Origin of the sequence: Streptomyces sp. CHD11 (assembly GCF_018638295.1) — a bacterium.
In the GTDB taxonomy this organism is placed as follows: domain Bacteria; phylum Actinomycetota; class Actinomycetes; order Streptomycetales; family Streptomycetaceae; genus Streptomyces.
Genome location: NZ_JABTTS010000040.1, coordinates 1 through 23,974, shown reverse-complemented (window position 1 = coordinate 23,974; position 23,974 = coordinate 1). Strand labels below are relative to the sequence as shown.

Annotated in this window: 26 protein-coding genes and 1 pseudogene; 10 read left to right on the top strand and 17 right to left on the bottom strand. The window is 70.9% G+C overall.

From position 1 onward, the window contains the following. Window position 1: 1 nt before the first annotated feature. Window positions 2-283, top strand: coding sequence for a hypothetical protein (locus HTV45_RS30765; RefSeq protein WP_215209195.1), 282 nt, complete (start codon window positions 2-4; stop codon window positions 281-283). A gap of 85 nt (window positions 284-368) precedes the next feature. Here the strand turns inward: HTV45_RS30765 and HTV45_RS30760 are convergent, their stop codons facing one another. Together HTV45_RS30760 and HTV45_RS30755 are read right to left on the bottom strand one after the other, a co-directional pair. Then, window positions 369-1,070, bottom strand: coding sequence for a restriction endonuclease (locus HTV45_RS30760; protein ID WP_215209194.1), 702 nt, complete (start codon window positions 1,068-1,070; stop codon window positions 369-371). A 530-nt stretch (window positions 1,071-1,600) separates the two neighbouring features. Then, window positions 1,601-2,236: a TetR/AcrR family transcriptional regulator gene (locus HTV45_RS30755; protein WP_215209193.1), complete on the bottom strand. Its 636-nt coding sequence runs from the start codon at window positions 2,234-2,236 to the stop codon at window positions 1,601-1,603. 62 nt (window positions 2,237-2,298) lie between these two features. Between HTV45_RS30755 and HTV45_RS30750 the strand changes: the two genes are divergently transcribed. Continuing rightward, entirely contained in the window at window positions 2,299-3,171 is an 873-nt protein-coding gene (locus HTV45_RS30750) for a ketopantoate reductase family protein (protein ID WP_215209192.1), read from the top strand. A gap of 246 nt (window positions 3,172-3,417) precedes the next feature. Here HTV45_RS30750 and HTV45_RS30745 read toward each other — a convergent pair whose 3' ends face one another. The 3 genes from HTV45_RS30745 to HTV45_RS30735 all read right to left on the bottom strand — a co-directional run bounded on the left by HTV45_RS30745 (window position 3,418) and on the right by HTV45_RS30735 (window position 5,660). Continuing rightward, entirely contained in the window at window positions 3,418-4,017 is a 600-nt protein-coding gene (locus tag HTV45_RS30745) for a peptidoglycan-binding protein (protein WP_215209191.1), read from the bottom strand. Between the two features lie 589 nt (window positions 4,018-4,606). Continuing rightward, window positions 4,607-5,323, bottom strand: a complete 717-nt coding sequence (locus HTV45_RS30740) for a cation transporter (protein ID WP_215209190.1) — start codon at window positions 5,321-5,323, stop codon at window positions 4,607-4,609. Between the two features lies 1 nt (window position 5,324). Beyond that, complete coding sequence (locus HTV45_RS30735; RefSeq protein ID WP_215209189.1) at window positions 5,325-5,660, bottom strand: helix-turn-helix transcriptional regulator; 336 nt, start codon at window positions 5,658-5,660, stop codon at window positions 5,325-5,327. 138 nt (window positions 5,661-5,798) lie between these two features. Here HTV45_RS30735 and HTV45_RS30730 point away from each other — a divergent pair, with 138 nt between their 5' ends. The 3 genes from HTV45_RS30730 (at window position 5,799) to HTV45_RS35240 (ending at window position 8,098) form a co-directional block, all read left to right on the top strand. Next, on the top strand, window positions 5,799-6,290 hold the full coding sequence (locus tag HTV45_RS30730) for a hypothetical protein (RefSeq protein WP_215209188.1): 492 nt from the start codon (window positions 5,799-5,801) through the stop codon (window positions 6,288-6,290). Window positions 6,291-6,724: 434 nt separating this feature from the next. Beyond that, window positions 6,725-7,723, top strand: a complete 999-nt coding sequence (locus HTV45_RS30725) for an RNA polymerase subunit sigma-70 (RefSeq protein WP_215209187.1) — start codon at window positions 6,725-6,727, stop codon at window positions 7,721-7,723. A 153-nt stretch (window positions 7,724-7,876) separates the two neighbouring features. Further along, window positions 7,877-8,098: a DUF6069 family protein gene (locus HTV45_RS35240; RefSeq protein ID WP_368860946.1), complete on the top strand. Its 222-nt coding sequence runs from the start codon at window positions 7,877-7,879 to the stop codon at window positions 8,096-8,098. A gap of 79 nt (window positions 8,099-8,177) precedes the next feature. On the opposite strand, the gene HTV45_RS30715 is transcribed toward HTV45_RS35240, so the two are convergent. The 8 genes and pseudogenes from HTV45_RS30715 to HTV45_RS30680 all read right to left on the bottom strand — a co-directional run bounded on the left by HTV45_RS30715 (window position 8,178) and on the right by HTV45_RS30680 (window position 16,527). After that, window positions 8,178-8,816 carry a dihydrofolate reductase family protein gene (locus tag HTV45_RS30715; protein ID WP_215209185.1) on the bottom strand — a complete coding sequence of 213 codons (639 nt, stop codon included), beginning with the start codon at window positions 8,814-8,816 and terminating at the stop codon, window positions 8,178-8,180. A 31-nt stretch (window positions 8,817-8,847) separates the two neighbouring features. Next, window positions 8,848-9,840 (bottom strand): S9 family peptidase, encoded by a 993-nt coding sequence (locus HTV45_RS30710; RefSeq protein ID WP_215209184.1) that lies wholly within the window; start codon window positions 9,838-9,840, stop codon window positions 8,848-8,850. A 76-nt stretch (window positions 9,841-9,916) separates the two neighbouring features. Further along, the gene (locus HTV45_RS30705) at window positions 9,917-10,657 is read right to left on the bottom strand and encodes a TetR/AcrR family transcriptional regulator (RefSeq protein ID WP_215209183.1); all 741 of its coding nucleotides are present in this window, start codon (window positions 10,655-10,657) and stop codon (window positions 9,917-9,919) included. 181 nt (window positions 10,658-10,838) lie between these two features. Continuing rightward, entirely contained in the window at window positions 10,839-11,564 is a 726-nt protein-coding gene (locus tag HTV45_RS30700; RefSeq protein WP_215209182.1) for a bifunctional 2-polyprenyl-6-hydroxyphenol methylase/3-demethylubiquinol 3-O-methyltransferase UbiG, read from the bottom strand. Between the two features lie 622 nt (window positions 11,565-12,186). After that, a complete protein-coding gene (locus HTV45_RS30695) occupies window positions 12,187-13,380 on the bottom strand; it encodes a serine hydrolase (protein ID WP_215209214.1) in 1,194 nt (397 codons plus the stop codon). 243 nt (window positions 13,381-13,623) lie between these two features. Next, a complete protein-coding gene (locus HTV45_RS30690; protein ID WP_215209181.1) occupies window positions 13,624-14,469 on the bottom strand; it encodes a hypothetical protein in 846 nt (281 codons plus the stop codon). Window positions 14,470-14,766: 297 nt separating this feature from the next. Further along, window positions 14,767-15,161, bottom strand: a pseudogene (locus tag HTV45_RS30685) (MFS transporter); the annotation flags it as partial. Beyond that, window positions 15,124-16,527: an NAD(P)-binding domain-containing protein gene (locus HTV45_RS30680; RefSeq protein WP_215209180.1), complete on the bottom strand. Its 1,404-nt coding sequence runs from the start codon at window positions 16,525-16,527 to the stop codon at window positions 15,124-15,126. The pseudogene HTV45_RS30685 and the gene HTV45_RS30680, both read right to left, overlap by 38 nt. Before the next feature lie 108 nt (window positions 16,528-16,635). Here HTV45_RS30680 and HTV45_RS30675 point away from each other — a divergent pair, with 108 nt between their 5' ends. Together HTV45_RS30675 and HTV45_RS30670 are read left to right on the top strand one after the other, a co-directional pair. After that, entirely contained in the window at window positions 16,636-17,700 is a 1,065-nt protein-coding gene (locus HTV45_RS30675; RefSeq protein WP_215209179.1) for an NAD(P)/FAD-dependent oxidoreductase, read from the top strand. 42 nt (window positions 17,701-17,742) lie between these two features. Then, window positions 17,743-18,117, top strand: coding sequence for a metalloregulator ArsR/SmtB family transcription factor (locus HTV45_RS30670; protein ID WP_215209178.1), 375 nt, complete (start codon window positions 17,743-17,745; stop codon window positions 18,115-18,117). Window positions 18,118-18,148: 31 nt separating this feature from the next. On the opposite strand, the gene HTV45_RS30665 is transcribed toward HTV45_RS30670, so the two are convergent. From HTV45_RS30665 to HTV45_RS30655, 3 genes are read right to left on the bottom strand one after another with little or no spacing between them, the layout of a single operon-like run. Beyond that, window positions 18,149-19,213 (bottom strand): ArsO family NAD(P)H-dependent flavin-containing monooxygenase, encoded by a 1,065-nt coding sequence (locus HTV45_RS30665; RefSeq protein ID WP_215209177.1) that lies wholly within the window; start codon window positions 19,211-19,213, stop codon window positions 18,149-18,151. Then, entirely contained in the window at window positions 19,210-20,322 is a 1,113-nt protein-coding gene (gene arsB / locus HTV45_RS30660) for an ACR3 family arsenite efflux transporter (RefSeq protein WP_215209176.1), read from the bottom strand. Before arsB ends, HTV45_RS30665 begins: the two co-directional genes overlap by 4 nt. Further along, window positions 20,319-20,627: a helix-turn-helix transcriptional regulator gene (locus tag HTV45_RS30655; RefSeq protein WP_215209175.1), complete on the bottom strand. Its 309-nt coding sequence runs from the start codon at window positions 20,625-20,627 to the stop codon at window positions 20,319-20,321. Before HTV45_RS30655 ends, arsB begins: the two co-directional genes overlap by 4 nt. A gap of 95 nt (window positions 20,628-20,722) precedes the next feature. On the opposite strand from HTV45_RS30655, the gene HTV45_RS30650 reads away from it, so the two are divergent. Both HTV45_RS30650 and HTV45_RS34605 read left to right on the top strand, forming a co-directional pair. Next, window positions 20,723-21,145, top strand: coding sequence for an arsenate reductase ArsC (locus tag HTV45_RS30650; protein ID WP_215209174.1), 423 nt, complete (start codon window positions 20,723-20,725; stop codon window positions 21,143-21,145). 157 nt (window positions 21,146-21,302) lie between these two features. Continuing rightward, the gene (locus HTV45_RS34605) at window positions 21,303-22,079 is read left to right on the top strand and encodes an ABC transporter permease (protein WP_308309791.1); all 777 of its coding nucleotides are present in this window, start codon (window positions 21,303-21,305) and stop codon (window positions 22,077-22,079) included. Between the two features lie 227 nt (window positions 22,080-22,306). On the opposite strand, the gene HTV45_RS30640 is transcribed toward HTV45_RS34605, so the two are convergent. After that, window positions 22,307-22,924 (bottom strand): TetR/AcrR family transcriptional regulator, encoded by a 618-nt coding sequence (locus HTV45_RS30640; RefSeq protein ID WP_215209173.1) that lies wholly within the window; start codon window positions 22,922-22,924, stop codon window positions 22,307-22,309. A 79-nt stretch (window positions 22,925-23,003) separates the two neighbouring features. On the opposite strand from HTV45_RS30640, the gene HTV45_RS30635 reads away from it, so the two are divergent. Then, on the top strand, window positions 23,004-23,702 hold the full coding sequence (locus tag HTV45_RS30635) for an alpha/beta fold hydrolase (RefSeq protein WP_215209172.1): 699 nt from the start codon (window positions 23,004-23,006) through the stop codon (window positions 23,700-23,702). Window positions 23,703-23,974 lie beyond the last annotated feature (272 nt).

The following is a 23,974-nucleotide window of genomic DNA, read 5'->3' as shown; positions in this document are numbered from 1 at the left end:
GTTGATCGCGGCTGCCGCGGCCACGGACCCGGAGATCGCCGCGCAGTGGCCCGCCGGCCCCGACCCGCGCTATACCGTTCAGCACGCCGCAGCGAAGGCACTGACCTCCAAGCCTGACGCCCGCCCCGATGTCGACACCGCCCACGCCGCCGACCTGCTGTACGGGCTTCTCAGCCCGGAGCTGTACCTGGTCTTCGTCCGCGACCGGGGCTGGTCCCCCGACGCCTGGGAGGAGTGGGCCCGCGCGGCCCTGATGGCCCACCTCTGCACTGACCACGAGTAGGCCACGAGTAGGCCCCCGGCCGTTCGGCGGGAGTCGCCGAAGCGGAACCCGGGGCCGGCCGCAGGCCCGTACGGACCCGACCTCTTCAGCTCAGAGGGGTCGGGCGACGCGGGGGCGGAACCGCCCGCAGCAGCTCCCACAGTGGGCGCGAGCCCGACGCCCACACGGCCAGCGTCTGACGGTCGACGACGTGCAGCCGCTGCTGCCTGGCGAACGTCACCGCCGGACCGGTCACCCGGCCGTTCGTGACGATCACCGCGACGTCCGCCCCGTGCACCTGCCGGGCCGTGCCGTTGAGCACCTGCAGATCAGGTGTCCCCACCGCCGAACCCCGGACGCCGTCACGGCGGTGCTTGCACTGGATCACCCAGCGCCGCCCGAACGGATCGGTGGCCTTCACGTCCGCGCCCAGGTCCCCACGGCCCCCGACCCGCCGCGCGTCCCGGCAGCCGTCGCGCCGCATCAGCTCCCGTACCGCGTCCTCGAACCGCGTGTGGTGCAGCGCGTCCAGCTGAGGAAGCCCGTAGCGCAGGCCCTGCGCCCGCACCGCCTCCCACCGCACCCGTTGCTGCCGGCTGTACAGCCAACCCGCACCCGCCAGCCCGGCGAGCACCAGGGCCACGACGAGCACCCACCAGTGCGCCAGCAGCCAGTTGACCACCATCACCACCAGGCCGATGGCAGCAGCCGCCACCACGGCGAAGACCAGCAACTGCGCGTCCCGCTGCTGCTGCCGCCGGCTCGGTCGCCTCGTACGCCGCCGAGCCTGCGGCCGCCGCCGGGTCACCGCTCCCACCGGATGGGGTACGACACCGACGGACGGGGCTCCGGTGCCCGCGCCGCAGGGGCGTGGTCGAACCGGATCGGATACCGCACCGTCGACTCCCTCGGCGGAGCCCCGCCCTCTCCGGCAGAGACGGTGCCGTTGCCCAGCCCGACCACGGCCAACGCCACGAAACCGAAGATCATCGTCTCCCGTCTGGCGCCCGGAGCCCACCGCGCATGACCGCGAACCGGTGTCCCGTCCGAGCGCACGTACGACCGTACCCAAGGCATACAAGCCTCCCCCTCGTCACAACTCCCCGCACAACAGCACATGCTGACAGAAGCCACTGACAACGCGTCAGGACATCGACACCCGGAGCGATCAAGGGGCCGCCCGTGCCGTCCGTGGCACGGCACTCCCGCGGCACTGTCTCGCCGAGGTCGAAGCGTGCCGTGCCGGCGGGGAAGTCCGCGCTGCGGCTGGACCGGAGTCGCCGGACGGGAGGCGGTGAGCGAGCCGCCCCGGGCCTATCGCCGGGCCTATCGCCGGGCCTATCGCCGGGCCCGGGTCGGTGGTGCGCTCATTGCCGCCGTCAGGAACGTGATCGCCCAGTGCCGGGCCTCCTCGCCTTCCGTCGCCGTCGGACAGGCAGGGGAGGGCTGGTTGTAGACCTCGACGCGGTCCACGGCCATCACGGCGAGGATCCCCCGCATCCGGAACAGCAGCTCCTGTGGGGCAAGTCCGGGCAGTGCGCGCGCGAAAGCCGCCAGGTAGCGCTCGCCGACCGTGTTCTCGTCCGGGCCGGTCCAGTTGCGCGCCTCCTCGGCCGGGTCGCTGAGGATCGTCACGATCAGCCGGGACGTCCGGGCTCCGCTCTCATCGCCGGCGAGCATCCCGTCGAAGAGCGGCCCTGCGAACGCTTCCACCAGTTCGGCGACCGCCGGGTCCGGAGTCCGGGCGAGCAGTGTGTCGAGCCCGGCGCTCTGGGCGGCGGTGATGGGCCTGGTCACGCGGCGGGCGACCGCGGCCAGGAGTTCCGCCTTCGAGCCGAAGTGATACCCGACGGCGGCCAGGTTCGCTCCGGCGAGGTCGGTGATCGCGCGGACCGAGGTGCCGCGGTAGCCGTGTTCGGCGAAGAGGTGCTCTGCGGCGTCGAGAATCCTGGTCCGGGTATCGGGTAGCGCCATGTGCTCTACTATACAGACGTTCGATTAAAACGAACGTTTGATTCATGCGGGGAGAGGTAGTCATGAAACTGCTCGTGTACGGCGCCGGGGTCTGCGGCAGCCTGTTCGCCGCCCGCTTGCATGAGGCAGGGCTCGACGTCTCGCTCCTCGCCCGGGGCGAGCGTCTGGCCTCCCTGCGCCGGCACGGCGTGCGGCTCGCCGAAGTGGACAGCCCTGCCGTCAGGCGGGTGCCCGTACCGGTGGTCGAGCACCCGGCCGGCGGGTACGACCTGACCGCCGTCCTCGTCCGCACCCATCAAGTCGACGCGGTGCTGGAGTCGCTCGCCGGCCTCGAAGGCGATGTGCTGTTCCTGCACAGCTGGGCGGCCGGCCCGGAGCCGCTGGGCGCGGCGGTCGGCCACGAGCGAGTACTGCTCGGTTTCCCCGCACTGGGCGGCACGATGGACGGCGACGTAGTCCGCCACCGCGCGACCGGCTTCATGACCAGCCGGGTCCCGATGCCGATCGGCGAACCCGATGGCCGAACCACCCCGCGCCTGGAACGGATCGTCCGGGAGTTCCGCACCGCCGGGGTCAAGGCCAAGGCCGAGCCACGGATGGAAGCCTGGCTCAGGACACACGCCGCGTTCGAGGTACCCCTGGGGCAGGCGGCGCACGCGGCGGGCGGCCCGGTGGCGCTGGCCGACGATCCCGACGCGGTCCGCGGCATGCTCCACCTCATGCGGCAGAACCTGGCCGCCCTGCCGACCCCGCCGGTCCCCCGCGCGTTCGCCGCACTGCAGACCCTGCCGGAAGGGCTTCTCGTGGCCCTGCTGCGGCGCTTCCTGCGCAGCCCAACGGCCGTACACAGCGGGCTCAGCGACCTCTCCCCCGCGACGGCGGCCGAACTGGGGCGGCTGGCAGCACAGATACGTGCCCACGCGAAGGTCCGGTAGGGGTCACCCGGGCCGACGAAGGCGTGGTGGTTCGGGATGACGGCCTTGCGTTACACCTCGTCCACAGTGCGACCGGGGAACGCGCCCCGTACGAGATGCTCGACCTGCGCCTGGCCGAGGGCACGCGCGAGTCGGACTCGCACGGGGAGGGTGCTGGAGCACCCCATCTCGCACGGGAGAGACGCTGGTCGGTCCGCGCGACAAGCGGGTGCATCCCGCCGGCTGAGGCCGGCGGCCGGCAGGCCGTCAGCAGTCGTTGCGGTTGTAGGCGACCGTTCGGTGGGTTCCGGTGCGCAGGTTCTCGAAGAGCCAGCGGCCGGATGCGCCACGGGTCAGGGAGAAGCTGTGGTCCTTGCCGTGGTACCTGGCGACGATCGCGTCGTTGCCGGGGGTGTTGGTCCGGAGGTACTGCAGCTTCCCGGTCCACACGCCGCCGTCGACGTCCGGGAGATAGGTCCGCTTGGCGTCCAGTTTGCCGAAGGTGTTCCCACCCACGAGACCATCGGCCGTGAGACCCCAGCGATACTGCAACGTCCTGGTGGCGAAGCGGGTGTTGGGGCCGAACTGGCCGTCGATGTCGCTCTTGTCGAACTTGCTGTCGTCGGACTCGCGGGCGCCCTCGGCGTAGAGGACGTTCTGCCAGAAGCAGGCCAGGGTCGAATGCGAGTACGAGGACACGGACAGCGTGCCTTCGTCGCCGAAGTCGTCGTAGATGGAACCCGCACCGCTGAGGTATCCGCTGGAAGCGGACGCCGAGGCCGGCGATGTTCCGACGGCCAGGGCGCCGACGGCCACGGCGCCGATCGCCGCTGCGGCCCAACGCCTGCTCTGTGTACGTGCCTTCATGGTGTTTCCTCCCCGTTTGTTGCGATGTCCAGTACTCGGAGCGTGGCGGCCATGAGCGTGACCGCGTTACGTCCTCGCATACGCAACCGGCTCCCCCACCGTGAGTCGATGTTCCGGCGGTTGAGTATCTGTGGGTGAACGGCCCGAGTCCGAGGAGCCTATGGTCGAGACCGAGGTCGGGGTAGATGCAGCTGTGCACAACTCGCCCTGAACACACCTCACTTGTGCACGGATCGGCCGCCTCTCGGGGGGCCCGGACGCGGGTCCGGCACGTCGCGCCGCTCGACCGTCCACTGCGTCCCGTCCAGCACCAGCCCGGCGCCGGGGGAAAGGTCCCGTACCGCCACCGCGGTCGCCGGCCCGTCTCCCCGGCCCGCTTCACGACCGAGCGGTCCTGAAGCGGGCCGGCCAGGTCGACCCCGGCTGCCGGGACCACGGCAGGTGCGGCCGAACCTGAAGTACTTCGGGCGCCGGGGCGGCGCAACGTGGCTGGACATGATCAACGATCAGGCCGCGGGACCGGGCGGGAAGGTCGTGGCCGGCACCCCGTGGCCGCTGTGGCCACCCGCCCCCTCCAAGGTCTTGTAGTTCAGCAGCAGTCGCAGCCGGGGCGGCAGCCGCACGTGTCCGTCTTCTGTCGCTGGGCGGGGATCGCGGCGGCTGGGGTGGCGCAGCAGCCCTTGCCCTGCCAGGCGTCGCGGCCTTCCTTGACGGCGATGGCGGCGATGAGCAGGGCGGCGATCGGGTCGGCCCAGGACCAGCCGAGGGTGGCGTTGAGGACCAGGCCCACCAGGAGGACGGCGGAGAGGTAGGTGCACAGCAGGGTCTGCTTGGAGTCGGCGACCGCGCTGGCGGAGCCCAGTTCGCGGCCGGCCTTGCGCTGGGCGGCGGACAGGAACGGCATCATGGCCAGGGACAGGGCGGCGATGACGATGCCGGGGATGGAGCGTTCGGCCTCGCCGGTGCCGGCCAGCGCGCGTGCGGCGTCGATGCCGACGAACGCGGCGAGAGCGAAGAACGACACGGCGATGATCCGCAGCGTGTGCTTCTCCCGTGGCTCGCGCACGGCGTGGTCGCGGGCGGAGAACTGCCAGGCCACGGCGGCGGCGGAGGAGACCTCGATGACCGAGTCCAGGCCGAAGCCGATCAGCGCGGTGGAGGAGGCGATCGTTCCGGCGGTGATCGCGACGACCGCCTCGATGACGTTGTAGGTGATGGTGGCTGTGACCAGCAGCCGTATCCGCTGGGCGAGGACGTCACGGCGGGCTGGGGAGGGGCTTGTGCCGATGGATATCTCGGCGGTCATCTCAGCAGCAGCCTTTCTCGTCCGCCTCGGCACAGGTCTTGTCGGCCTCGACGGCGACCACGGCGGTGCGCAGCTCGTCCAGCGCGTGTCCAAGGCGATCGTCGGCGAGTTCGTAGCGGGTGCGCCGGCCCACCGGCACCGCGACGACCAGGCCGCAGTCGCGCAGGCACGCCAGGTGGTTCGACAGCCGGGTCCGGGAGATCTCCAAGGTGTCGGCGAGGTCGGCGGGGTGGGCCGGGGCCTCGCGCAGGGCGAGGAGGATCCGACAGCGGATCGGGTCGGCGAGGGCGCGGCCGAACCGCGCCAGCACCTCGATGTCAGCAGCGAGAGTCAGCACACCAAAGACAGTACACGGATGGCTGAATTCACGTAATCCTGAACTGCCGTTCTTCGGTGCCCCGGCCGCGCTCGCGCTGGCCAAGTACGCCGACGTCGACGGCAAGACGCGCTTCTGCGACGCCGCGACGCGGTGCCGATGGACGGCGTCGTACGCAAGGACTGGCGTGAGGCGGTCGTCGACGGCAAGGGCAAGGTCGAGCGCATCCCGTACGAGCTGTGCGTGCTGGTGGCGCGGCGGGACGCGATCCGGCGCCGGGAGATCTACGTCGAGGGCGGGAGGCGGTGGGGCGACCCGGAGGACGGACGACCTGCCTGGCGACTTCGAGTCGGCCCGCACCGAGCACTACGCCGCGCTCTGCCGGCCCGAGAACCCCAAGGAGTTCGTCACCGGCCTGAAACGGCGGATGACCGACGGCTCGGACCGGCTGTCGGCGGCGCTCGCGGACGGCTCGGCGGGCGGGGCGAAGGCCACCAGCCGCAAGGGCGAGCCGTGGATCACCGCGCCGAAGCCGGAGCCGCTGGCCGAGCCCACGGGCCTTGGCTGGGCTGGTACCGGCCCGCCCGCGCGGTCGCCGGTGTGCGCAGCCTGCACTACGGCGCGGCCGTCGACGCGGACGGACAGGAATGACCAGGCACACCGCGAATGCCAACGAGACGCAACTGAATCGGGAACTCAGGCTCTGGGATTGACTTCTGACCTCACCTGATACCCCTCGCGCCTGTGCTACTGGTATGAGGGGTATCAGGCGTGTGGGACCTCTCACGTGTGCGAGGCACAGCGATCCGCCTGTCTGACGGATACGGGGCGGGCGACGTCGCCCGCCACCCCGGGACCATGATCAGTCTCCTACTTTGCACCGTGGGTCAGAGATAGGACACCGGGGCCGCGTCGGCGCACCACCGTCTGCAGGCACTCCGGAGTCGGGTGGCGGGCAGACGTCGTCGGCCCGGACGGCGGGGCATGCCGGCTGCTCAGCCATGCCGACCGGTCCTGGTGATGAGTTTTCGCGACCACACCCGTCACATGTATGACCGGACAGGGTGAGACGGAAGGACGACGTGATGAGCGCGGACACCGTGCTGGAGGAGCTGGGTATGAGCGGGCTGGGCGAGGCCGACGAGTCGGAGTTTTCGGGGCTGGCCGAGCGGCACCGGCGGGAGCTGCACGTGCACTGCTACCGGATGCTCGGGTCGTTCGAGGACGCCGAGGACACCGTGCAGGAGACGTTCCTACGTGCCTGGCGGCGGCGGGAGACCTTCCAGGGGCGGTCGACGCTCCGGGCCTGGCTGTACCGGATCGCCACCAACGCCTGCCTGGACCTGCTCGCCAAGCGCCGCCCCGAACCCGCGACCGGCGGCGAGGCGCGGTGGCTGCAGCCCTACCCGGACCGGCTGCTCGACGAACTGCCCGCGGGTGACGCGGACGAGCCGGAGACCGTCGCCGTCGCGCGGGAGACGATCGAACTGGCGTACCTGGTCGCGGTCCAGCACCTCGCGCCGCGCCCGCGGGCCGTGCTGATCCTGCGGGACGTGCTCGGCTGGCCGGCGAAGGACGTCGCGGAACTCCTCGGCGACTCCGTCAACTCCGTGAACAGCGCGCTGCAGCGCGCCCGCGCCGGGATGAGGGAGCACCTGCCCGCAGAGCGGCAGGACTGGACCGGCGGAGAGGAGGACGCCACCATGCGTGAGCTGGTGCGCCGCTACACCGAGGCCAGCGTGGCCACGGACGTCAAGGCGCTCGCCTCGATGCTGCGGGACGACGTCCGCTTCTCGATGCCGCCCACGCCCGGCCTGTACGTCGGCCGCGACGCGGTGGTCAACTTCATGACCGAGAGCTGCTTCGAGGGCATGACCGGCCTGCGCGCCGTTCCCACCTCGGTGAACCGGCAGCCCGCCCTGGCCTTCTACCTCTGGCAGCCGTCCGAGGGCGCGTACCTGCCGCTGACGATCGACGTCCTGCGCGTCACCGGCGGGACGATCACCGAGATCACCACGTTCCACGACGACCAGTTCCCGCGGCTCGGACTGCCGGAGCGCCTGCCGGCCGACGGCACCGAGTAACCCGGTGCGAACGCTCGCGCTGCGCTCCGGCGCACGCATCGCCGTGATCGCGGAGGACTGGCACAACGCGTTCTGCGTCGTCACCCGTGGCCGGGTGCAGCTGGAACTACGTGACGGCGAGCCGGGTCCGGTCCTCGGACACGACGCCGCGTTCTGGCTCCGCGGCACCGGCGTCCGCGCCCTGCACAACCCCGGCCGTCGCACGGCCAGGGTGCGCGTCATCACTCCGCCCGGAAGCCGGGCTTCTCGCTGGTCCCGCCCCTTCTCTCCGGGGCGACCACGGCCACCACCACCGCCCTCCTCGGGCTGCACCTCGTCCCCGCAGCGGTGATGATCCCGACCCTGACGCGGAGTCTGGACACCCGAGCGGGCTGACGGTCTCTGACGCTGCGCGGCACGACGAACCACCGAGGCGGGTGGGACAGCGCCCCCCGGCGAACCCTGCCCCCGCGCGTCAGCGGCGGACCAGCACCGCGTGCGTGACCGTTGACGAGCCGACCAGCTCGGACACCCGGTAGCCGTCGATCCCGTCGCCCAGATTGTCGAGCAGCCGCTCCCCGCGTCCGATGAGCACCGGCGCGATCACCAGGTGGAGCTCGTCGATCAGCCTGGCCCGCAGATACTGCTGGATGACCGCCGCGCCGCCGCCGATCCGGACGTCTTTGCCGCCCGCGGCGTCGTACGCGCGCCGCAACACCGTCTCCAACGGCTCGTCGGTGAAGTGGAAGGTCGTTCCGCCTGCCATCTCCAGCGTCGGGCGCACGTGGTGGGTGTGCACGAAAACGTCGTGGTGGTAGGGCGGGTTGTCGCCCCACCAGCCCTGCCAGGACTCGTCCTCCCACGGCCCGCGCTGCGGCCCGAACATGTTCCGCCCCATGATCGTGGCGCCGATATTCTGATCGCCACGGGTGAAGTAGTCGACGTCGATTCCGGTCTTGCCCGCGGCGGAGTCCTCCGTCGCGGAGACGAACCAACTGTGCAGATCGTCACCCCAGCCGACACCGTCGCCGAACGGGGCGTCGAGTCGCTGGTTCGGGCCGGCCACGAAGCCGTCGAGGGAGATCGTGACGTTGTGTACGCGGACCTTGGGCATGGCCTTCGCCTCTCGTGTTGATGGCCTTCTCTCACCCCTGCGTCGAACAGAGCCTGCCTGGATCGACACCCCCGCGCACGTTCAAGTGGGTGGCGAACCAGTCCAGCATCTCCTTGGGCTCGCGCTGGAAGTGCAGGTAGCCGTCCCAGCGGGCGGTGGTTCCGTGGACCCAGACGAGCTTCTTGTCCTCGATCGGGATGTTGTCGAACATCGCCTGGACGTCGTCGGGGCGAGTCAGCAGGTCGTCGTGAACCTGGTAGAGGAAGGTGGGGATGGTGACGCTCTTGGCGGCCTCGACCGGCGTCATCTCGGAGAAGGGGAAGCTGACGATCAGGCGGACCTTTTGCTCCAGCTCGGCGATGCGCTCGGGCAGGCCCAGCATCTCCAGAGTGCGCTGCATGGTGACGCCGACCGACAGTGGCTGCGGGGAAACGATGCAGCGCACGCCTTCGAAGTGCTCGGGGTACATCTGCATGGCGAACATGGTCGCGTTCGAGCCCTGGCAACGGCTGAACAGGCCGATGGTCATGTCCTTGAGGTCTTCGCAGGCGCGCACGTACTGCAGAGAGCCGACGACGTCGCGGGCTTCGAAGCGGCCGCCGCTGCCGATGCCGCCGTTGCCGGTTCCGCTGTGGCCGAGGTTGCGCATGTCGTAGGTGAGGACGTTGTACCCGGCCTCGTGCAGGATGCGGTAGTCGGGCACGAAGTCGACCTCGAAGTCGTTGCCGGTGCTTGCCCCGATCGACTTCCAGGGCTCCAGATGGGCGGGGAAACCGTAGCGGTTGAACCACAGGGGGTGGTTAGCGATGATCAGCTTGTCTGATCCATCGCAGGGGATGTACCAGGCTTCCAGCGGCACGCCGTCCATGGAGGGGAAAGAGACCTCCTGGTAGGCCAGGCCGTAGTCGTCCGGGGTCTTGAGGATCGGCGAGCGCATGGGGTGGCCGAAGCCTTGCGCGATGCCGTCCAGGATGCCCTGGATCTCCTCTTCACTGTGGGTCTGTTCCTGGTGGATGGCGCTCATGACCTTCTCTTTCCTGTCGAGTCTGCGGGTCGAGGGGACCTGCCGGTTGTGTGGCCAGTCGTGCTGGAGCGCTCCATCAGGACGGGTCGCCGCCTGCCGCGCGGCCAGGCGCCGAGAGTTGCGCCAGCCATTCGCGCAGCAGTGTGGTTTCCGAAGCGCGAAGCGTGCCGACGGGGCCGTGCGGCATCTCTGCTTCCAGTTGCGCGGCAGCTCGCACAAGCTGCGGCGTCACCGAAGGCGCTCCAGGGACGACCGGCGGGCTGATGACGGCCGCGGTGACGGCGTCACGCACGATGGCTGACAGGGGGTCATCAGCCGCCGCACGGGTGCGGATCAGATGCAAAGTGACCCCTACCGCGGCCGAAGCCACCACATCCGCGGCCGTCTCGCTCGGCATGCGCAGCCGACCGGCTCTCTCCAGGTCGCGCATCATCGTCACGAGAACAGCGTGGGCGTGATCCGCCGGGGCTGTACGGCCGTCCATCGGGCGGCCGTACATGATGGTGTAGAGCGCGGGGTTGGTCACCCCGAACTCCACGTGCATTCCCCAGCCGCGGAGAAAGTCCTCGACCGGATCCCCAGTCGTCTCCAGGGCCTGCTTGCCGGTCAGATAGCGGCTGAACCTGTCCGCCGCCACCTCTCGCAGCAGTCCGTCCTTGTCGCCGAAGTGGTGGTACAGGGTCGGCGCTGAAACGCCGGCCGCGTCACACACCTCGCGGGTCGAGAACTCCCCACTGGCCGATGCCGCCAGAAGATCAGCGGCTGCGTCGATGATCAGCGTGCGGGTTTGCTGGGCCGGTGAAGCTTTCTTCGTCACGTAGCAACGTTATACAAAAATCTTCCCGAAAGGCAACCTTCCAATATCGGCGCTATAGTGGATCCAAGATCCAGCAGCCTCATCTGTCCGTCCCAGTGCTTGTGAGGGTTCCTGCGGGATCTGCTCGGCGAAGTGATCGAGTCCCCATCAATCTGCGCGGCGAGGTCTCTCGTGGGCTGAGCTACGGACGTCCCGCGACGAAGACGAACTCCTTGCCCGGCCTGTCGGGCGCGTCGCGTACGTCCTCCACCACGTACCCCTGCGCGATCAGCTCCGTCTCGACCTCCTGCCGCTCGCGGAAGCGCAGGGTGGAGTCCGACGTCATTACCTCCCCGTCGGCAGCGAACACATAGGTCCAGCGGAACGTCACCAGCGGCTCGCTCACCTCGATCACTTGGACCCAGCTTTCGACTGGGCCGACATCCGGGATCTCCGTCACGCGATATGAGGCTTCGCGGTTCCACTCCTCCCAGGCGCGTCTGGCTGGGTCCCGGGTCTCGAACACCAGACGGCCACCAGGCTGTAGTGCTTCGTACGCGCCACGCAGGGTCTCGCGCCAGGCCTGCGGATCAAGGATCTGCTGGGCGGCGTTCGCGGTCATGGCTGCCAGGTCGACCCGCATCGGCGGAAGTGTCGCGGCATTGCCACAGATCCAGCGCACTCGCTCGCCGCCCCTCTTGGCTCGGGCCACGTCGATGGACGCTTGAGCGGGATCGACACCCACAACTTCGATCCCGCGTTCAGCCAGCAGAAGCGCGAACACGCCTGTTCCACAGCCGATGTCCAGCACTTGACGTGCCCCGAACTCCTCCGTCATCTGGACGTACGCGTCGAGATCGCCGCGATCGGGGTCGAGTGGGTCGTAGATCGCGGCGAGCCGTGGATGTCCAGAACATTCGTCTGTCATGCGGCCGAACGTAGGGGTCGCTGAGCTCGGACACCTACTCAATGTCGCCGTGCGCCAGCGGCGTTGGCCTTCCTGCTGCGAGAGATCTTCAGCCGATCACTCGGATGGGGGATTTGATCCTATTTCTGCCAGCAACATCCCTGGCTACACCGGTTCGAACACGACCCGCCGGGGAGGGGGCCGAGGTCGAGGCCGTCTGGACGCTCGCGGAAGTGGACGACCTGTTGCAGGAATGGATCGTGGCCTGCTGGCAGCAGCGGCCACACGAAGGACTGCGCAGCCTATGCAGGTGCTCCAGCACGCAGAACGTGTACCGGCTCGTCCGTCCACTCGCGCGGCAGATACAGCTGCCAGTTCAACGGGCATGAGGCGGCCCCGCCGAGATCGACACCTCCCTGCTGGATGGCTCGTGGCGGCGCCCGGTGCTGTCGGCGCCGCACCTGGAGCCGGGCACGGAACGAACGCGGCCTGGACCAGTACGAGGTCCGCCGCTACACGGGCTGGCACCGGCCACATCACCCTGGCCATGCTCGCGCACGCCTTCCCGTCCGCTACGGCACACCAGCTCTCGGAAAAGGAGGGCGGAACTCAAGCGGTGTCCTCTGCGGGTGTGCGCCCCTGGTCACCCGCGCTTCCGGTCGCCGCACACCGCCCGGTCCAGCAGGCGGACCGCGGCATCCGCCTGCTCGAGGAAGCGCTTCTGGTCACCGAAGCGCGTGGTGAAGACAGCGGCCGCGGCCGACACCCGGCCGTCGGACGTGACGGCGGTCTCGGAGGCGGTGCCGAAGGACGTGCCGCCGTGGTGCCAGATCCCGTCCTCGCAGCCCTCGGCCGGGCGCCAGGCGAGGCCGAGCCCGTAGCGGGCCTTGCCGTCGGTGGTGTAGTCCGGCGCCGGGACGGTGGCGCGCATCTGCTCCAGCTGCTCCGGCGGCAGTAGCCGGCCGCCCATCAGGGCGCGCAGGAAGGTGTTCATGTCGCGGGTGGTGCTGATGATGCCGCCGTCCGCGCCGCCGCCCACGGCCAGCGTGGTGTCGGTGAGGTCGTCCCGGCCGGGGAACTGCGTGTACCCGGCGGCCGTCGGCATCGGCACGTACGGCGAGGTGTCCGGGATCAGCGTGCGGCGCAGCCCCAGCGGCTCGATGATCCGGTCGTGCACCTCCTGAGCCCAGGGGTTGCCAGTGGCCTTCTCGATGACCATCCCGAGCAGCACGTAGTTGGTGTTGGAGTACGCCCACTGCGTCTCGGCGCCCGGATCGTCCGCGTCCGGCAGCCAGCCGGGGGCGCGCTCCATCGCCACGGCGACCTGCTCCTCGGAGGTCTGCGAGCGGAACCGCTGTGCGTGGAAGCGCTCGGGCGTCAGCTCCGCCGGGTCCTCGAAGAGGATGTCCGTGTAATTGGCCAGGCCGCTGGTGTGCTGGAGCAGGTTGCGCAGGGTGATGCGGCTGCCGTCGTTGCCGTTGCCGGTGACCACACCGGGCAGCCACTGCTCGACGGTGTCGTCCAGGCTCAGCGTGCCCTCGCCGACGAGCTGGAGCGCGGCCACGGCCGTGAAGGTCTTGGTGTCGCTGCCGATGCGGTAGTAGGCGTCGAAGGGCACCCGGCCCCCGTCCTTCAGGCTCGCGGTGCCGGACCGGGCCTGCGTCTCGCGCCCGGCCGCGTTTCGGGCGAGCACCGTCAGCCCGGTGGCTCCCGTGTCCCGTACCGCGTCCGCGTCCCGCTGCAGCCGCGACCGCGTGTCCCCGCCGGCGCCCATGGCCTCGGCCGTGGTGCCCGGCCCGAGAAGCGATGCGGTCCCGACTGCGGCGACCCCGGCCATGGCCAGCCCCGCACGCCACCGTCCGGACCGGCCCCACCGCGCACTCTTCGTGATGTCCATGGCCGGAACGCTACGGAGGGCCGGCGGCGCGGACCATCCGGCTGGCTGCCCGGACGGGGGTGGTGCTGGCCCCCTACCACCCGGCGGCCACCGCCCTCCTTGCCGCACCGGCGCCTCCCCTGCTGATCGTGCCGGTGAGAAGCAGCAACGCGTGATGGTGAGAGGCATGCTGGTCTGCCAGTCTCAACCCCCAGGCAGGAGGGCGTTCGGGCGCAGGGGGGTTCCGATCACCTGGAGGACGAGGGTGCGGTGTGCGGAGTGCAGGGTGCGTACGGCGGCCCGGGTGAGGCCGGGTTTGGGCGGCTGGACGCCGGCGCGTTCGCGGCCGGGTTTGGTGGGGATCCACAGGTAGCCGGGGTCGCTGCCTTCGAGTGCCTTGGTGATGCCGGCGCGGATGTCGAGCCAGCGGCGCATGATGTCCACGGTGTGTTTGTCGAGTGGGTGGTGGAGGTCGTCGATCGTCACGACGGCGACGGGGCGGTGTTCCAGGTCGAGGTCGGTGACGTCGAGTCCGTGGAGCCGGGGGACGGTGTGGCCGGTGGCGACGACGAGGGCTGCCACGGCGGCGGTGCGGATGGCGGTGGCGGCGTTCGCGCCGTTGGGCCGGCGTACGGCGAGGGTGCGCAGCAGTTGGTGGGCCTGTTCCGGTTCCAGGTGGTCGCTGTGTCCCGCGTGTGGGTAGGGCCGGCGCAGGGCGGGCAGTCCGAGGTGGTCGACGAAGGCGTTGTACGTCTGGATGCGGGCGCGTTGGGAGTCGTGGGCCGCGGCGGTGTCCGGGCCGGTGAGGGTGTTGCGCCGGCGGGTCCGGCCGGCGTGGGCCGCGGTGAGCCAGGAGTCGGCGCGTTCGCTCTGGACGGCTTCTTCGGCGGTGAGGGAGGAGGCTTTCTCCTCGGTGAGGACGTGCTCGAGGTATTCGGTGAGCAGCACGCCGCGCAGCCGGACGGTGCCGGGGGCGTATCCGGCGTTCCGCTGTGCCCTCACGAAGGCGCCGATCGCGGCGAGGGCGTCGGCCTTGAGCGGGTTCGGCATACGGGAGAGCGTACGGAATCCAGCCTCGTGATGCGAGATAACAGCAAGAAGCAGGGGCACTCCCCTCCCCGTATGCTGAGGGTCTCGTCCCGGTCCGTGTCGGACCAAAACGGTCCGTGCAGGCCCGGTACGGTCCTTGTCCGACCCTCCCGCGACCGGGACGGCGGGGCCGTCGGCCCCGCGGGGGTAGGCCCTGCTTCTTGCTGTTATCTCTCTCGTGATTGATCCTGCTCACGCAAAGGGATCCCTGTTCGTGAGAGTTCCTCAGCGGCGTTCAGCGGCGCCTGTCCATGGCGCGGTGAGGGCGGCGAACGCGGGCTGGTAGAAGGTGGTGGCCATGGCGAGCCCGGCCAGCGCCCAGCCGGCGAAGAAGGCAGGCAGGTTCGCCGCCGTGGCTACGATCAGCAGACTGACGACGCCGAGCACCGAGCCGACGGTCATGACGGTGCGGGGGCCGCGCTGGTCGAGGATGCGCCCGACGCGGATCCCGGCGAAGGCGGAGACGAGGAGAGCGAGGGAGAACGCCGCGGTGGTCGCCCCGGCCGGCCAGCCGGTCGCGGCGGTGATCCGGGGGTTGAGGACGGGGAAGGCGTAGTAGACGATGTCTGCGTGGCGCAGAGGGCAGGCAGCGCGGCGCGGGGATGCCCAGGCTGGTCACGAGCCGCAGCAGCCGCCCGCCGAGGCCTGCTCAGCCCCCGCCCCGGCCGGGGCGGGGGCACCGATCCGGACGAGCTGCGGCGCGGGCGCGCAGCAACCGCCGCCATCGGCCTCCTGGGCGCCTGGGGCGTCGAAGAGGCCGGCGCCGCCGCAGACTCCGGTCTCGGGCAGGGTCAGTTCCACGCGGTCGGCCGCGTCGAGGTCGCCGGCGATCGCCGCGGCGACGGAGCGGACCTGCTCGTACCCGGTCATCGCGAGGAAGGTCGGGGCACGGCCGTAGGACTTCATCCCGACCAGGTACACCCCCGGCTCCGGGTGGGACAGCTCGCGGTGGCCGTGCGGGTAGACCGTGCCGCAGGAGTGCTGGTTGGGGTCGATCAGCGGAGCCAGCTCAACCGGGGCCTGCAGGCGCTCGTCGAGGCCCAGGCGCAGCTCGTCCAGGAAGGACAGGTCCGGGCGGAAGCCGGTCAGCACGATGAGTTCGTCGACGGCGTCCAGGCGGCGCCCGTCTTCGCCGGCCAGGACCAGGCGGCCGTCGGCGTCGCGTTCGACCGCCTCGGTTCGGAAGCCGGTGACCGCGTCCGCGTGCCCCTCGTCGACGGCGGCCTTGGCCGCCAGGCCCAGGGCACCGCGCGCGGGGAGCTGGTCGGCTTCGCCACCGCCGAAGGTGGAGCCCGAGATGCCCCGTCGCAGGATCCACACGCCCTTCGTTCCCGCGCCGTTGTCGGACCTGGCGAGGTCGGCCAGGTAGGCGAGGGCGGTGAAGGCGGAGGCGCCGGAGCCGATCACAGCGGTGCGCTTGCCCGCGTACCGGGCACGGACGACGGGGTCCTTCAGGTCGGGGACGCGGTAGGTGACCCGGTCCGCGGCCGCCTTCTCCCCCAGGGCCGGGAGGCCGCTGCCGCCGGCCGGGCCGGGCGTGGTCCAGGTGCCGGAGGCGTCGATGACGGAGCGGGCGAAGAGGCGCTCCTCACGGCCGTCGGCGTATGCGACGTGCACGACGAACGGCTGCGCCTCGCGGTCGGCGTCGACGATGCGGTCCCGGCCGGTGCGCGAGACGCCGGTGACGGTGGCGCCGGTGCGGACCCGATCGCCGAGGACGTCGGCGATCGGCTGGAGGTACTGCTCGGCCCAGTCGCCCCCGGAGGGGTAGGTGGCCGGGTCGGGTCGGGTCCAGCCGGTGGGTGCGAGGAGCTTTTCGGCGGCCGGGTCGACGACCTCGCCCCAGGTGGAGAACAGGCGCACGTGCGACCACTCGCGCACCGCAGCGCCGGCCGTGGGGCCGGCTTCGAGGACCAGGGGCTCGATGCCGTGGTCGAGAAGGTGGGCGGCGGCGGCCAGGCCGACGGGTCCGGCTCCGATCACGACGACGGGCAGCTCGGTGGTGGGGGGCGCGTTCACGGCGACTCCTTGCGTGTTTCGACGTCTGTCGATGGCTTGCGCGGCCCAGCATGGCACCTGTATTGATGAGCGTCAACATAGACATTCGTCGAAACCGGGGGATCGCCCATGGAGTACGTCGACGTCGACGTCGCCGTCATCGGTGGCGGCCAGTCCGGTCTCGCCACCGCCCACGCGCTGCTGCGCCGTGGGCTGCGGCCGGTGGTACTGGAGGCGTCCGACCGTGCGGCCGGGTCGTGGCCGCGCTACTACGACAGCCTCACGCTGTTCTCGCCCGCCCGGTACAGCTCCCTGCCCGGGATGCCGTTCCCCGGCGCCGACCGCGCCCGCTACCCGCACCGCGACGAGGTCGTCGCCTACCTCACCGCCTACTCCGGCCGCCTGGACGCCGAGATCCGCACGGGCTGCCGTGTCACCGGGGTCCACCGCACCGACGGCGGCTTCGAGGTGGAACTGGAGGACGGCCGGCTGTCCGCGCGGGCGGTCGTGGCGGCCTCCGGGACGTTCGGGCGCCCGCACCGGCCGGCGCTACCGGGCCTTGAGGCGTTCGCCGGGCGGGTGGTACACGCCGCCGACTACCACAGCCCGGCCTCCTTCTCCGGCGGCCGAGTGGTCGTGGTCGGGGCCGGCAACTCCGCGGTACAGATCGCCGCAGAACTCGCCGAGACGACACGGGTCACGCTCGCCACCCGCGGGCCGGTGAAGTTCGCAGCCCAGCGCGTCCTCGGCCGCGACTTGCACTTCTGGACGGTCCGCACAGGTCTGGACGCCGCACCTCTCGGCCGGCTCCTGCCGCGCCCGCCGGCGCAGCCGGTCCTCGACGACGGCCGCTACCGGGCCGCCCTCGCCGCCGGGCAACCCGACCGGCGGCCGCTGTTCGACGGCGCCGACGGGACCAAGCTCGTCTGGTCGGACGGGCAGCGGGAGGAGGCCGATGCGATCGTTCTCGCCACCGGCTACCGCCCCGACCTGCCCTACCTCGCCGGCCTCGACGGCGCTCTCGACGCCGATCGGAACCCCCGGCACCGCGAAGGTCTCGCCACCGGTGTACCGGGCCTGGCGTTCGTCGGGCTGGAATGGCAGCGCAGCCTGTCGTCGAACTCGCTGCGCGGGGTGGGCCGGGACGCGGAGCGGATCGCCCGACGCCTGGCCGCCCGCCTCGCACGCCGGTGACAGCCCTCCCCGCATTGGTTCGATGTATGTCAACATAGACGTATGTCGAATGCGCAGGTGCTGCCGCTGCTCGAGCCCGCCGATGGTCAGGGTGTGGCGCCGTGCTGCCCGCCGCTGACCGAGCGCCCCATGACCGCCGAGGAGGCCGGTACCGCGGCGCGGATGTTCAAGGCGCTCGGCGACCCGGTCCGGCTGCGGCTGTTCTCCGCCGTGGCCTCGCACGAGGGCGGGGAGGCGTGCGTGTGCGACATCTCCGACGTCGGCGTCTCCCAGCCCACGGTGTCCCATCACCTGAAGAAGTTGAAGGAGGCCGGATTGCTGACCTCCGAGCGGCGCGGCACCTGGGTGTACTACCGGGTCGAGCCCTCGGTGCTCGCGGCGATGGGCAAGCTGCTGGCCTTGCCGGCCGCGGCCTGAGAGACGGACGGACAGAGCCTGTGCGCGCCGGTCAGCCGCTCACTGCCTGCGCGATGTCCCGGGCCGCGTCACGGGCCGGACGGCCTACCCCGATCAGGGTGGCGGAGGCCGGGCCCGTCCAGTCTCCGTAGCCGAGCAGATGCAGCCGCGGTTCGCCCGGGGCGCGGGTGCCATCGGTGGGGATGTGCCCGCGCGGGCCGCGCAGGTTCAGCGGGGCGAGGTGGGACAGGGCCGGGCGGAAGCCGGTGCACCAGATGACCGCGTCCGCGCCGGCGCGGCTGCCGTCGGCCCACCGGACGCCATGGGCGGTGAGCTGGGAGAACATCGGTTTCGCGGTGAGGAGTCCGGCGTCGCGGGCGGCGCGCACGGGCGGCACGGCGACGATGTCACCGAGCGAGGCGACCCCGCCGGTGTCGGTGCGGCCGGCGTCGAGGGCGCGGCGGCGGGCGGTGGCGACGTCGAAGAGGGCGCGGCCGTCGATGTCGTCGGGCAGGAAGCGCGGTGGGCGCTGGGTCACCCACGTCACGCGGATGCTGCCGTCCAGGGCGAGGTCGGCGGCGATCTGGGCGCCGGAGTTCCCCCCGCCGACCACGATCACGTGCCGGCCGGCGAAGTCGGCCGGAGAGCGGTGGTTCGCCGTGTGGAGCTGTCGGCCGGTGAAGAGGCCGCGGCCGGGGACGGCGGGGAGGAAGGGCCGCGTCCAGGTGCCGGTGGCGCTGATGACGGCGCGGGCTCGCCAGGTGCCCGAGCCGGCCTCGACCAGGAGCCTCTCGCCGTCGCGGCGTACGGCGTCCACGCGGGCGCCGTGCTGGACCGGCAGGTCGTAGCGCTTCTCGTAGTCGGTGAGGTAGTCCACCACGTGCCCGGCGTCCGGGTACGTCTCGCCCGGCTGGGTGGGCATGAGCCGCCCGGACAGCGAGGCATAGGCGGCCGGGGAGAACAGGCGCAGGGAGTCCCACATGTGCTGCCAGGAGCCGCCGGGCGACGCGTCGGCGTCCAGGATCACGAAGTCGAGGCCGCACCGGCGCAGGTGGTAGCCGGCGGCGAGCCCTGCCTGGCCGCCCCCGACCACCACCACATCCGTGCGTTGTGTCACGGGGCGGTCGTCACCGCGCCGGGGGCGAACCTCCTGCGCCAGGCGAGCGCGACGTGGACCAGGCCGATGAGGACCGGGACTTCGATGAGCGGTCCGACGACTCCGGAGAGGGCCTGGCCGGAGGTGACGCCGAAGGTGGCGATGGCGACCGCGATGGCCAGTTCGAAGTTGTTGCCCGCCGCGGTGAACGCCAGGGTGGTGGTGCGGTCGTAGGCCAGGCCGAGGCCCTTGCCGAGCAGGAAGGTGCCGAAGAACATGACCGCGAAGTACACCAGCAGCGGCAGCGCGATCCGGGCGACGTCCCAGGGCTGCGAGGTGATGGTCCTGCCCTGCAGGGCGAAGAGGATGACGATCGTGAACAGCAGACCGTAGAGAGCCCAGGGAGCGATTTTCGGCAGGAACTTCGCCTCGTAGTTGTCGCGGCCCATCTTCCGCTCGCCGATGCGGCGGGTGAGGAACCCGGCCAGCAGCGGGATGCCGAGGAAGATGACGACGTTCAGTGCGATGTGCCAGACGGACACGTCCAGGCCCTGGCCGTCGCCGAGGTTCATCCAGCGCGGCAGCAGGTCGAGGTAGAACCAGCCCAGCAGGCCGAACGCCAGGACCTGGAACACCGAGTTGAGCGCGACGAGCACGGCCGCGGCCTCGCGGTCGCCGCAGGCGAGGTCGTTCCAGATGATCACCATGGCGATGCAGCGGGCCAGGCCGACGATGATCAGGCCGGTGCGGTACTCGGGCAGGTCCGGCAGGAAGGTCCACGCCAGGGCGAACATCACCGCGGGTCCGAGGATCCAGTTGATGACCAGGGAGGAGATCAGCAGCTTGCGGTCGCCGGTCACGCGGTCGAGCCGGTCGTAGCGGACCTTCGCCAGCACCGGGTACATCATCACGAGCAGGCCGAGCGCGATCGGCAGGGAGATCCCGCCGATCTCGATCTTCGCCAGTGCGTCGTTCATCCCCGGGATCAGCCGTCCGAGTCCCAGGCCGACGGCCATGGCGAGCAGGATCCAGACCGCGAGGTAGCGGTCGAGAGTGGAGAGCTTCCCGACGATCGAGTCGTCCCCGGTCCCGGCCTGAGCGGAGGCGGTGATGGGCTCGGTGGAGGTCACGGACAGGCCCTCTTGTTCTCGGCGGCGGTGCGGGCGGAGGCGGCGAGTTCGGCGAACCGCTCGGACAGGCCGGCCAGGACCTCGGGCTTGAGCTTGTAGTAGGTGAAGCGGCCACAGGGCTCGGTCTCCACGATCCCGGCCTCGCGCAGCACCTTCATATGGTTGGAGAGGTTGGTCTGCCTGGCTCCGGTCTCCTGGACCAGATGCGTCGTGCAGAGCGTCTCGCGCGCCAGCAGGGTCACGATCCGAAGGCGGAGCGGATCACCCAGCACCCGGATCACATCAGCATCGACTGAAGTCAGCATGCGCTGATACTTTCACATCATCACTCGCTGATACCAGCGGGGGCTGACGTCATGAGCGGCCGGGTTCCGCCATGCGACGAGAAAGAATGATCACCATGGCCGACAAGCCGTCCGTCCTGTTCGTCTGCGTCCACAACGCCGGCCGCTCCCAGATGGCCGCCGCCTGGCTCACCCACCTGGCCGGCGACCGCGTCGAGGTCCGCTCCGCCGGCTCCAACCCCGGCGACCGGGTCAACCCGGCCGCCGTCGAGGCCATGGCCGAGGCCGGCATCGACATCTCCGCCGAGACGCCGAAGATCCTCACCGCCGACGCGGTCCGCGCGTCGGACGTCTGCATCACCATGGGCTGCGGCGACACCTGCCCCGTCTTCCCCGGCAAGCGCTACCTGGACTGGAAGCTGGACGACCCGGCCGGCCAGGGCGTCGAGGCTGTCCGCCCCATCCGCGACGAGATCAGGACCCTGGTCGAGGACCTGATCGCCGAGATCGCCCCGGTGCAGCCCGAGGCAACGGCGTGAGCGAGATACCCGAGGTCGTCGTGCCGTTACCCGTGGGACGACTTCAAGCCGGCCCTGCCGCCGACGGCTTACCGGTCACCCATCAGGGCCGACGAGGGCCTGGCCCACGATCCGACACCGATGTGTCTCAGACCCCGACACCGCCGCCGGCCGGCTCGTGAACTACCTCACCCTCAAGCAGGCCTTCTCCGCGCTGGCCGACTCCTACCTCCCGTTCATGACCCTCTTCGGCGTCCTCGGCCTGCTGGTCTCCACCCTGATCGTCGGCAACGTGGTCAGCGGGGCGGTCGTCTCCGGGTACCGGCACATCGGGGTGCTCAAAGCCCTGGGCTTCACCCCGAACCAGGTCGTTGCCGTCTACCTGACGATGCTCTCCGTACCGGCCGTGGTGGGCTGTGTGCTGGCGTCGCTCGGTGTCTTCAACACCGTCCTCCTGAACACCCGTGAGCGGCGCCGGGACCTGGGCATGCTCAAGTCGATCGGGATGACCCCCCGACAGGTGGTGGTGATGACGGTGGCCTCGGTTGCCGGGCTGGGCGCGGTCGGCGGGCTGCTCGGCATCCCGCTCGGGATCGTGGCGCACCGCCTGGTCGTGGATAACGTCGGGGTGGTCGATTTCCCCTCGTATATGAAGAACGTGTGGCACGCGCCGCAGCTGGCCGCGATGTTCCTGGCGGGTGTCACGATCGCAGTCCTCGGCGCCCTGGTCCCGGCCCGGTCGGCGGCCCGGATGACCATCGCCTCGGTGTTGCACACCGAGGCGATCACCCGTCAGCACCAGCCTCTGGAACCGGCGCCCAAGACGGCGGTCAGTCGCCGGTTCCCACGGCTGACTGCTGGCACGGGCTACAGAGCGGTTCCGGGCTCGTCCGTGGCCACCACCCGCAAGGGCCTGTGCCCACGTTCGTCGAGTCGGGCGAGCTCGCGTTCGTAGTCGACGGTGATGGAGCCGTAGCAGTTGACCGCCTGGCTGCGGGCCGGGAGATGTGTGCCAGTGCCTCGCGTTCACCTCGCGACCGCCGAGTACTACTGGGCCCCCTCGGCGCACGGTGATGACCAGCTCACCGGCCGGGAGGGACGGCACCCTCGCCCGCGACCGTCGTGAGGATGCTGCGCGAGCACGACGGACAAGCCGCCGGGCCGGCGAGCACGCGATGACGGTCACGAGGTCCCAGGACCTGCTGTGCGGCTGGTGTCCGGGCCAGGACTCCCGGGCGCGGAGTCCGGGGTGGTGAGGGGAGCGAGTGCGGCCAGGAAGTCGTCGAAGGCCTGATCGGCTCGCGCCGTATCGCCTGTGGCCTCGATGTCCATGATGAGACCGCGGACGACCGCGAGCACGAGGGTGCCGAGTTCGGGACGGCCGATGCTGCGCATGCCGTCCTCGAGCGGTCGCAGCCAGTCCGTGGTGGACTCGCGGCGGAAGCCCGGCCACAACTGTTGCCCGGCGTTCTCCCGGAGCTTTCCGAACATGCTGAGGTACGGGCGGCCGGCCGGGCCCGTCATGACCTGCCAAGCCCGTCGCAGAGTGCTCAGATAGGGCTCGTCCGGACGCGGGGACACCAGTTCACCGAAGAAGTCGCGCTGGCGCCGCCGCGCCCGTCCCAGGGTTTCCCGCAGCAGCGCGTCCCGGGTCCCGAAGTGGTAGATCAGCATCCGGGTCGAGGTGCCGGACGCCGTCGCGAACGGCTCGAGGCGGTCGGGCAGCCCGTGCGCGAGCGCGTGGTCGACGCAGGCGTCGAGTATGCGCTCGCGGATCTCGGGCTGCTTGTGCCGTCCCATCGCCGCACTTTTTCACGTAACTGGCGGTACGTCTACCGTTGATCCAAGTGGTCGGGACACCTGGAGCAAGGAGGAAGAGATGCGTGTGGTGTTCGTGCACGGGGCGTGTGTTCGTGACGGATCGTGGTGGTGGCACCCGGCCGCCGCGGCCCTGCGGGAGCGCGGCATCGGCAGCGTCGCCCCGGCGCTGCCGAGCTGCGGCGAAGGCGACCGGCCGGCCGGACCGCAGGGTCCCGGGCTGCCCGAGGACGTCGCCGCGGTGCGCGCTGTCCTGACCGAGGGGGACGAGCCGACCGTGGTCGTGGCGCACAGCTACGGCGGCATGGTCGCCGCCGAGGCGGCGGTGGGCGTCGAGACGGTGCGGCACCTGGTGTTCGTGTCGAGCTACCTGCCCGAGCCCGGCGAGTCGCTGTCGACGTTCGGTGCCGAGGTGCCGCCGCCGTTCCTGGACTTCGACCCCGACGGCGGCACGTTCAGCGCCAGGCCCGAGCTGTTCGCCGAGACGTTCGCCCAGGACTGCCCGCCGGACATCGCCCGCGATGCGGTGGCCCTTCTGGTCCGGCAGACGCTGGCCGTGATCCACCAGCCCGTACGGGCGGTGGCGTGGCACGACCTGCCCACGACGTACGTGGTGTGCACGGAGGACCGAGGCACCCCCGCGGCGGCGCAACGCGAGTTCTCCCGCCGCGCGGACAAGGTCGTCGAGGTGAAGGCGGGCCACCACCCGTTCCTGTCGCAGCCGCAGACCGTCGCCGACATCATCGCGAGCCTGTCGTGACCGCGACAGTCGCGCACTGCCCCGTGCCCGCCGGCGCCCTCGCCGGACGGCCGAGTCACCGGAGCGGCCCATCGTGCGCGTGGCCAGCGGGCTGACGGTGGCCGGCCAGGGCGTCGGGGTCCACGACGGTGGCTCTCGACGGGCCAGGGCATTGGCGGCATCGGTACTGTCCAGCGCGGTCAGAACAGTCTCGAGACGCGTTCGTCCCCGGCGTGAACACCGGGGGCGCCGCCACGTTGTGCAGCCGCTCGTACCGGCGTTGCGGGGGGGGG

Bases quoted from the DNA above. Each gene is read 5' to 3' on its own strand.
- HTV45_RS30755 (WP_215209193.1), bottom strand. From the start codon at position 2,236: ATGGCGCTACCCGATACCCGGACCAGGATTCTCGACGCCGCAGAGCAC.
- HTV45_RS30750 (WP_215209192.1), top strand. From the start codon at position 2,299: ATGAAACTGCTCGTGTACGGCGCCGGGGTCTGCGGCAGCCTGTTCGCC.
- HTV45_RS30745 (WP_215209191.1), bottom strand. From the start codon at position 4,017: ATGAAGGCACGTACACAGAGCAGGCGTTGGGCCGCAGCGGCGATCGGC.
- HTV45_RS30740 (WP_215209190.1), bottom strand. From the start codon at position 5,323: ATGACCGCCGAGATATCCATCGGCACAAGCCCCTCCCCAGCCCGCCGT.
- HTV45_RS30730 (WP_215209188.1), top strand. From the start codon at position 5,799: ATGGACGGCGTCGTACGCAAGGACTGGCGTGAGGCGGTCGTCGACGGC.
- HTV45_RS30725 (WP_215209187.1), top strand. From the start codon at position 6,725: ATGAGCGCGGACACCGTGCTGGAGGAGCTGGGTATGAGCGGGCTGGGC.
- HTV45_RS30715 (WP_215209185.1), bottom strand. From the start codon at position 8,816: ATGCCCAAGGTCCGCGTACACAACGTCACGATCTCCCTCGACGGCTTC.
- HTV45_RS30710 (WP_215209184.1), bottom strand. From the start codon at position 9,840: ATGAGCGCCATCCACCAGGAACAGACCCACAGTGAAGAGGAGATCCAG.
- HTV45_RS30700 (WP_215209182.1), bottom strand. From the start codon at position 11,564: ATGACAGACGAATGTTCTGGACATCCACGGCTCGCCGCGATCTACGAC.
- HTV45_RS30695 (WP_215209214.1), bottom strand. From the start codon at position 13,380: ATGGCCGGGGTCGCCGCAGTCGGGACCGCATCGCTTCTCGGGCCGGGC.
- HTV45_RS30690 (WP_215209181.1), bottom strand. From the start codon at position 14,469: ATGCCGAACCCGCTCAAGGCCGACGCCCTCGCCGCGATCGGCGCCTTC.
- HTV45_RS30675 (WP_215209179.1), top strand. From the start codon at position 16,636: ATGGAGTACGTCGACGTCGACGTCGCCGTCATCGGTGGCGGCCAGTCC.
- HTV45_RS30670 (WP_215209178.1), top strand. From the start codon at position 17,743: ATGTCGAATGCGCAGGTGCTGCCGCTGCTCGAGCCCGCCGATGGTCAG.
- HTV45_RS30655 (WP_215209175.1), bottom strand. From the start codon at position 20,627: ATGCTGACTTCAGTCGATGCTGATGTGATCCGGGTGCTGGGTGATCCG.
- HTV45_RS30650 (WP_215209174.1), top strand. From the start codon at position 20,723: ATGGCCGACAAGCCGTCCGTCCTGTTCGTCTGCGTCCACAACGCCGGC.
- HTV45_RS30640 (WP_215209173.1), bottom strand. From the start codon at position 22,924: ATGGGACGGCACAAGCAGCCCGAGATCCGCGAGCGCATACTCGACGCC.
- HTV45_RS30635 (WP_215209172.1), top strand. From the start codon at position 23,004: ATGCGTGTGGTGTTCGTGCACGGGGCGTGTGTTCGTGACGGATCGTGG.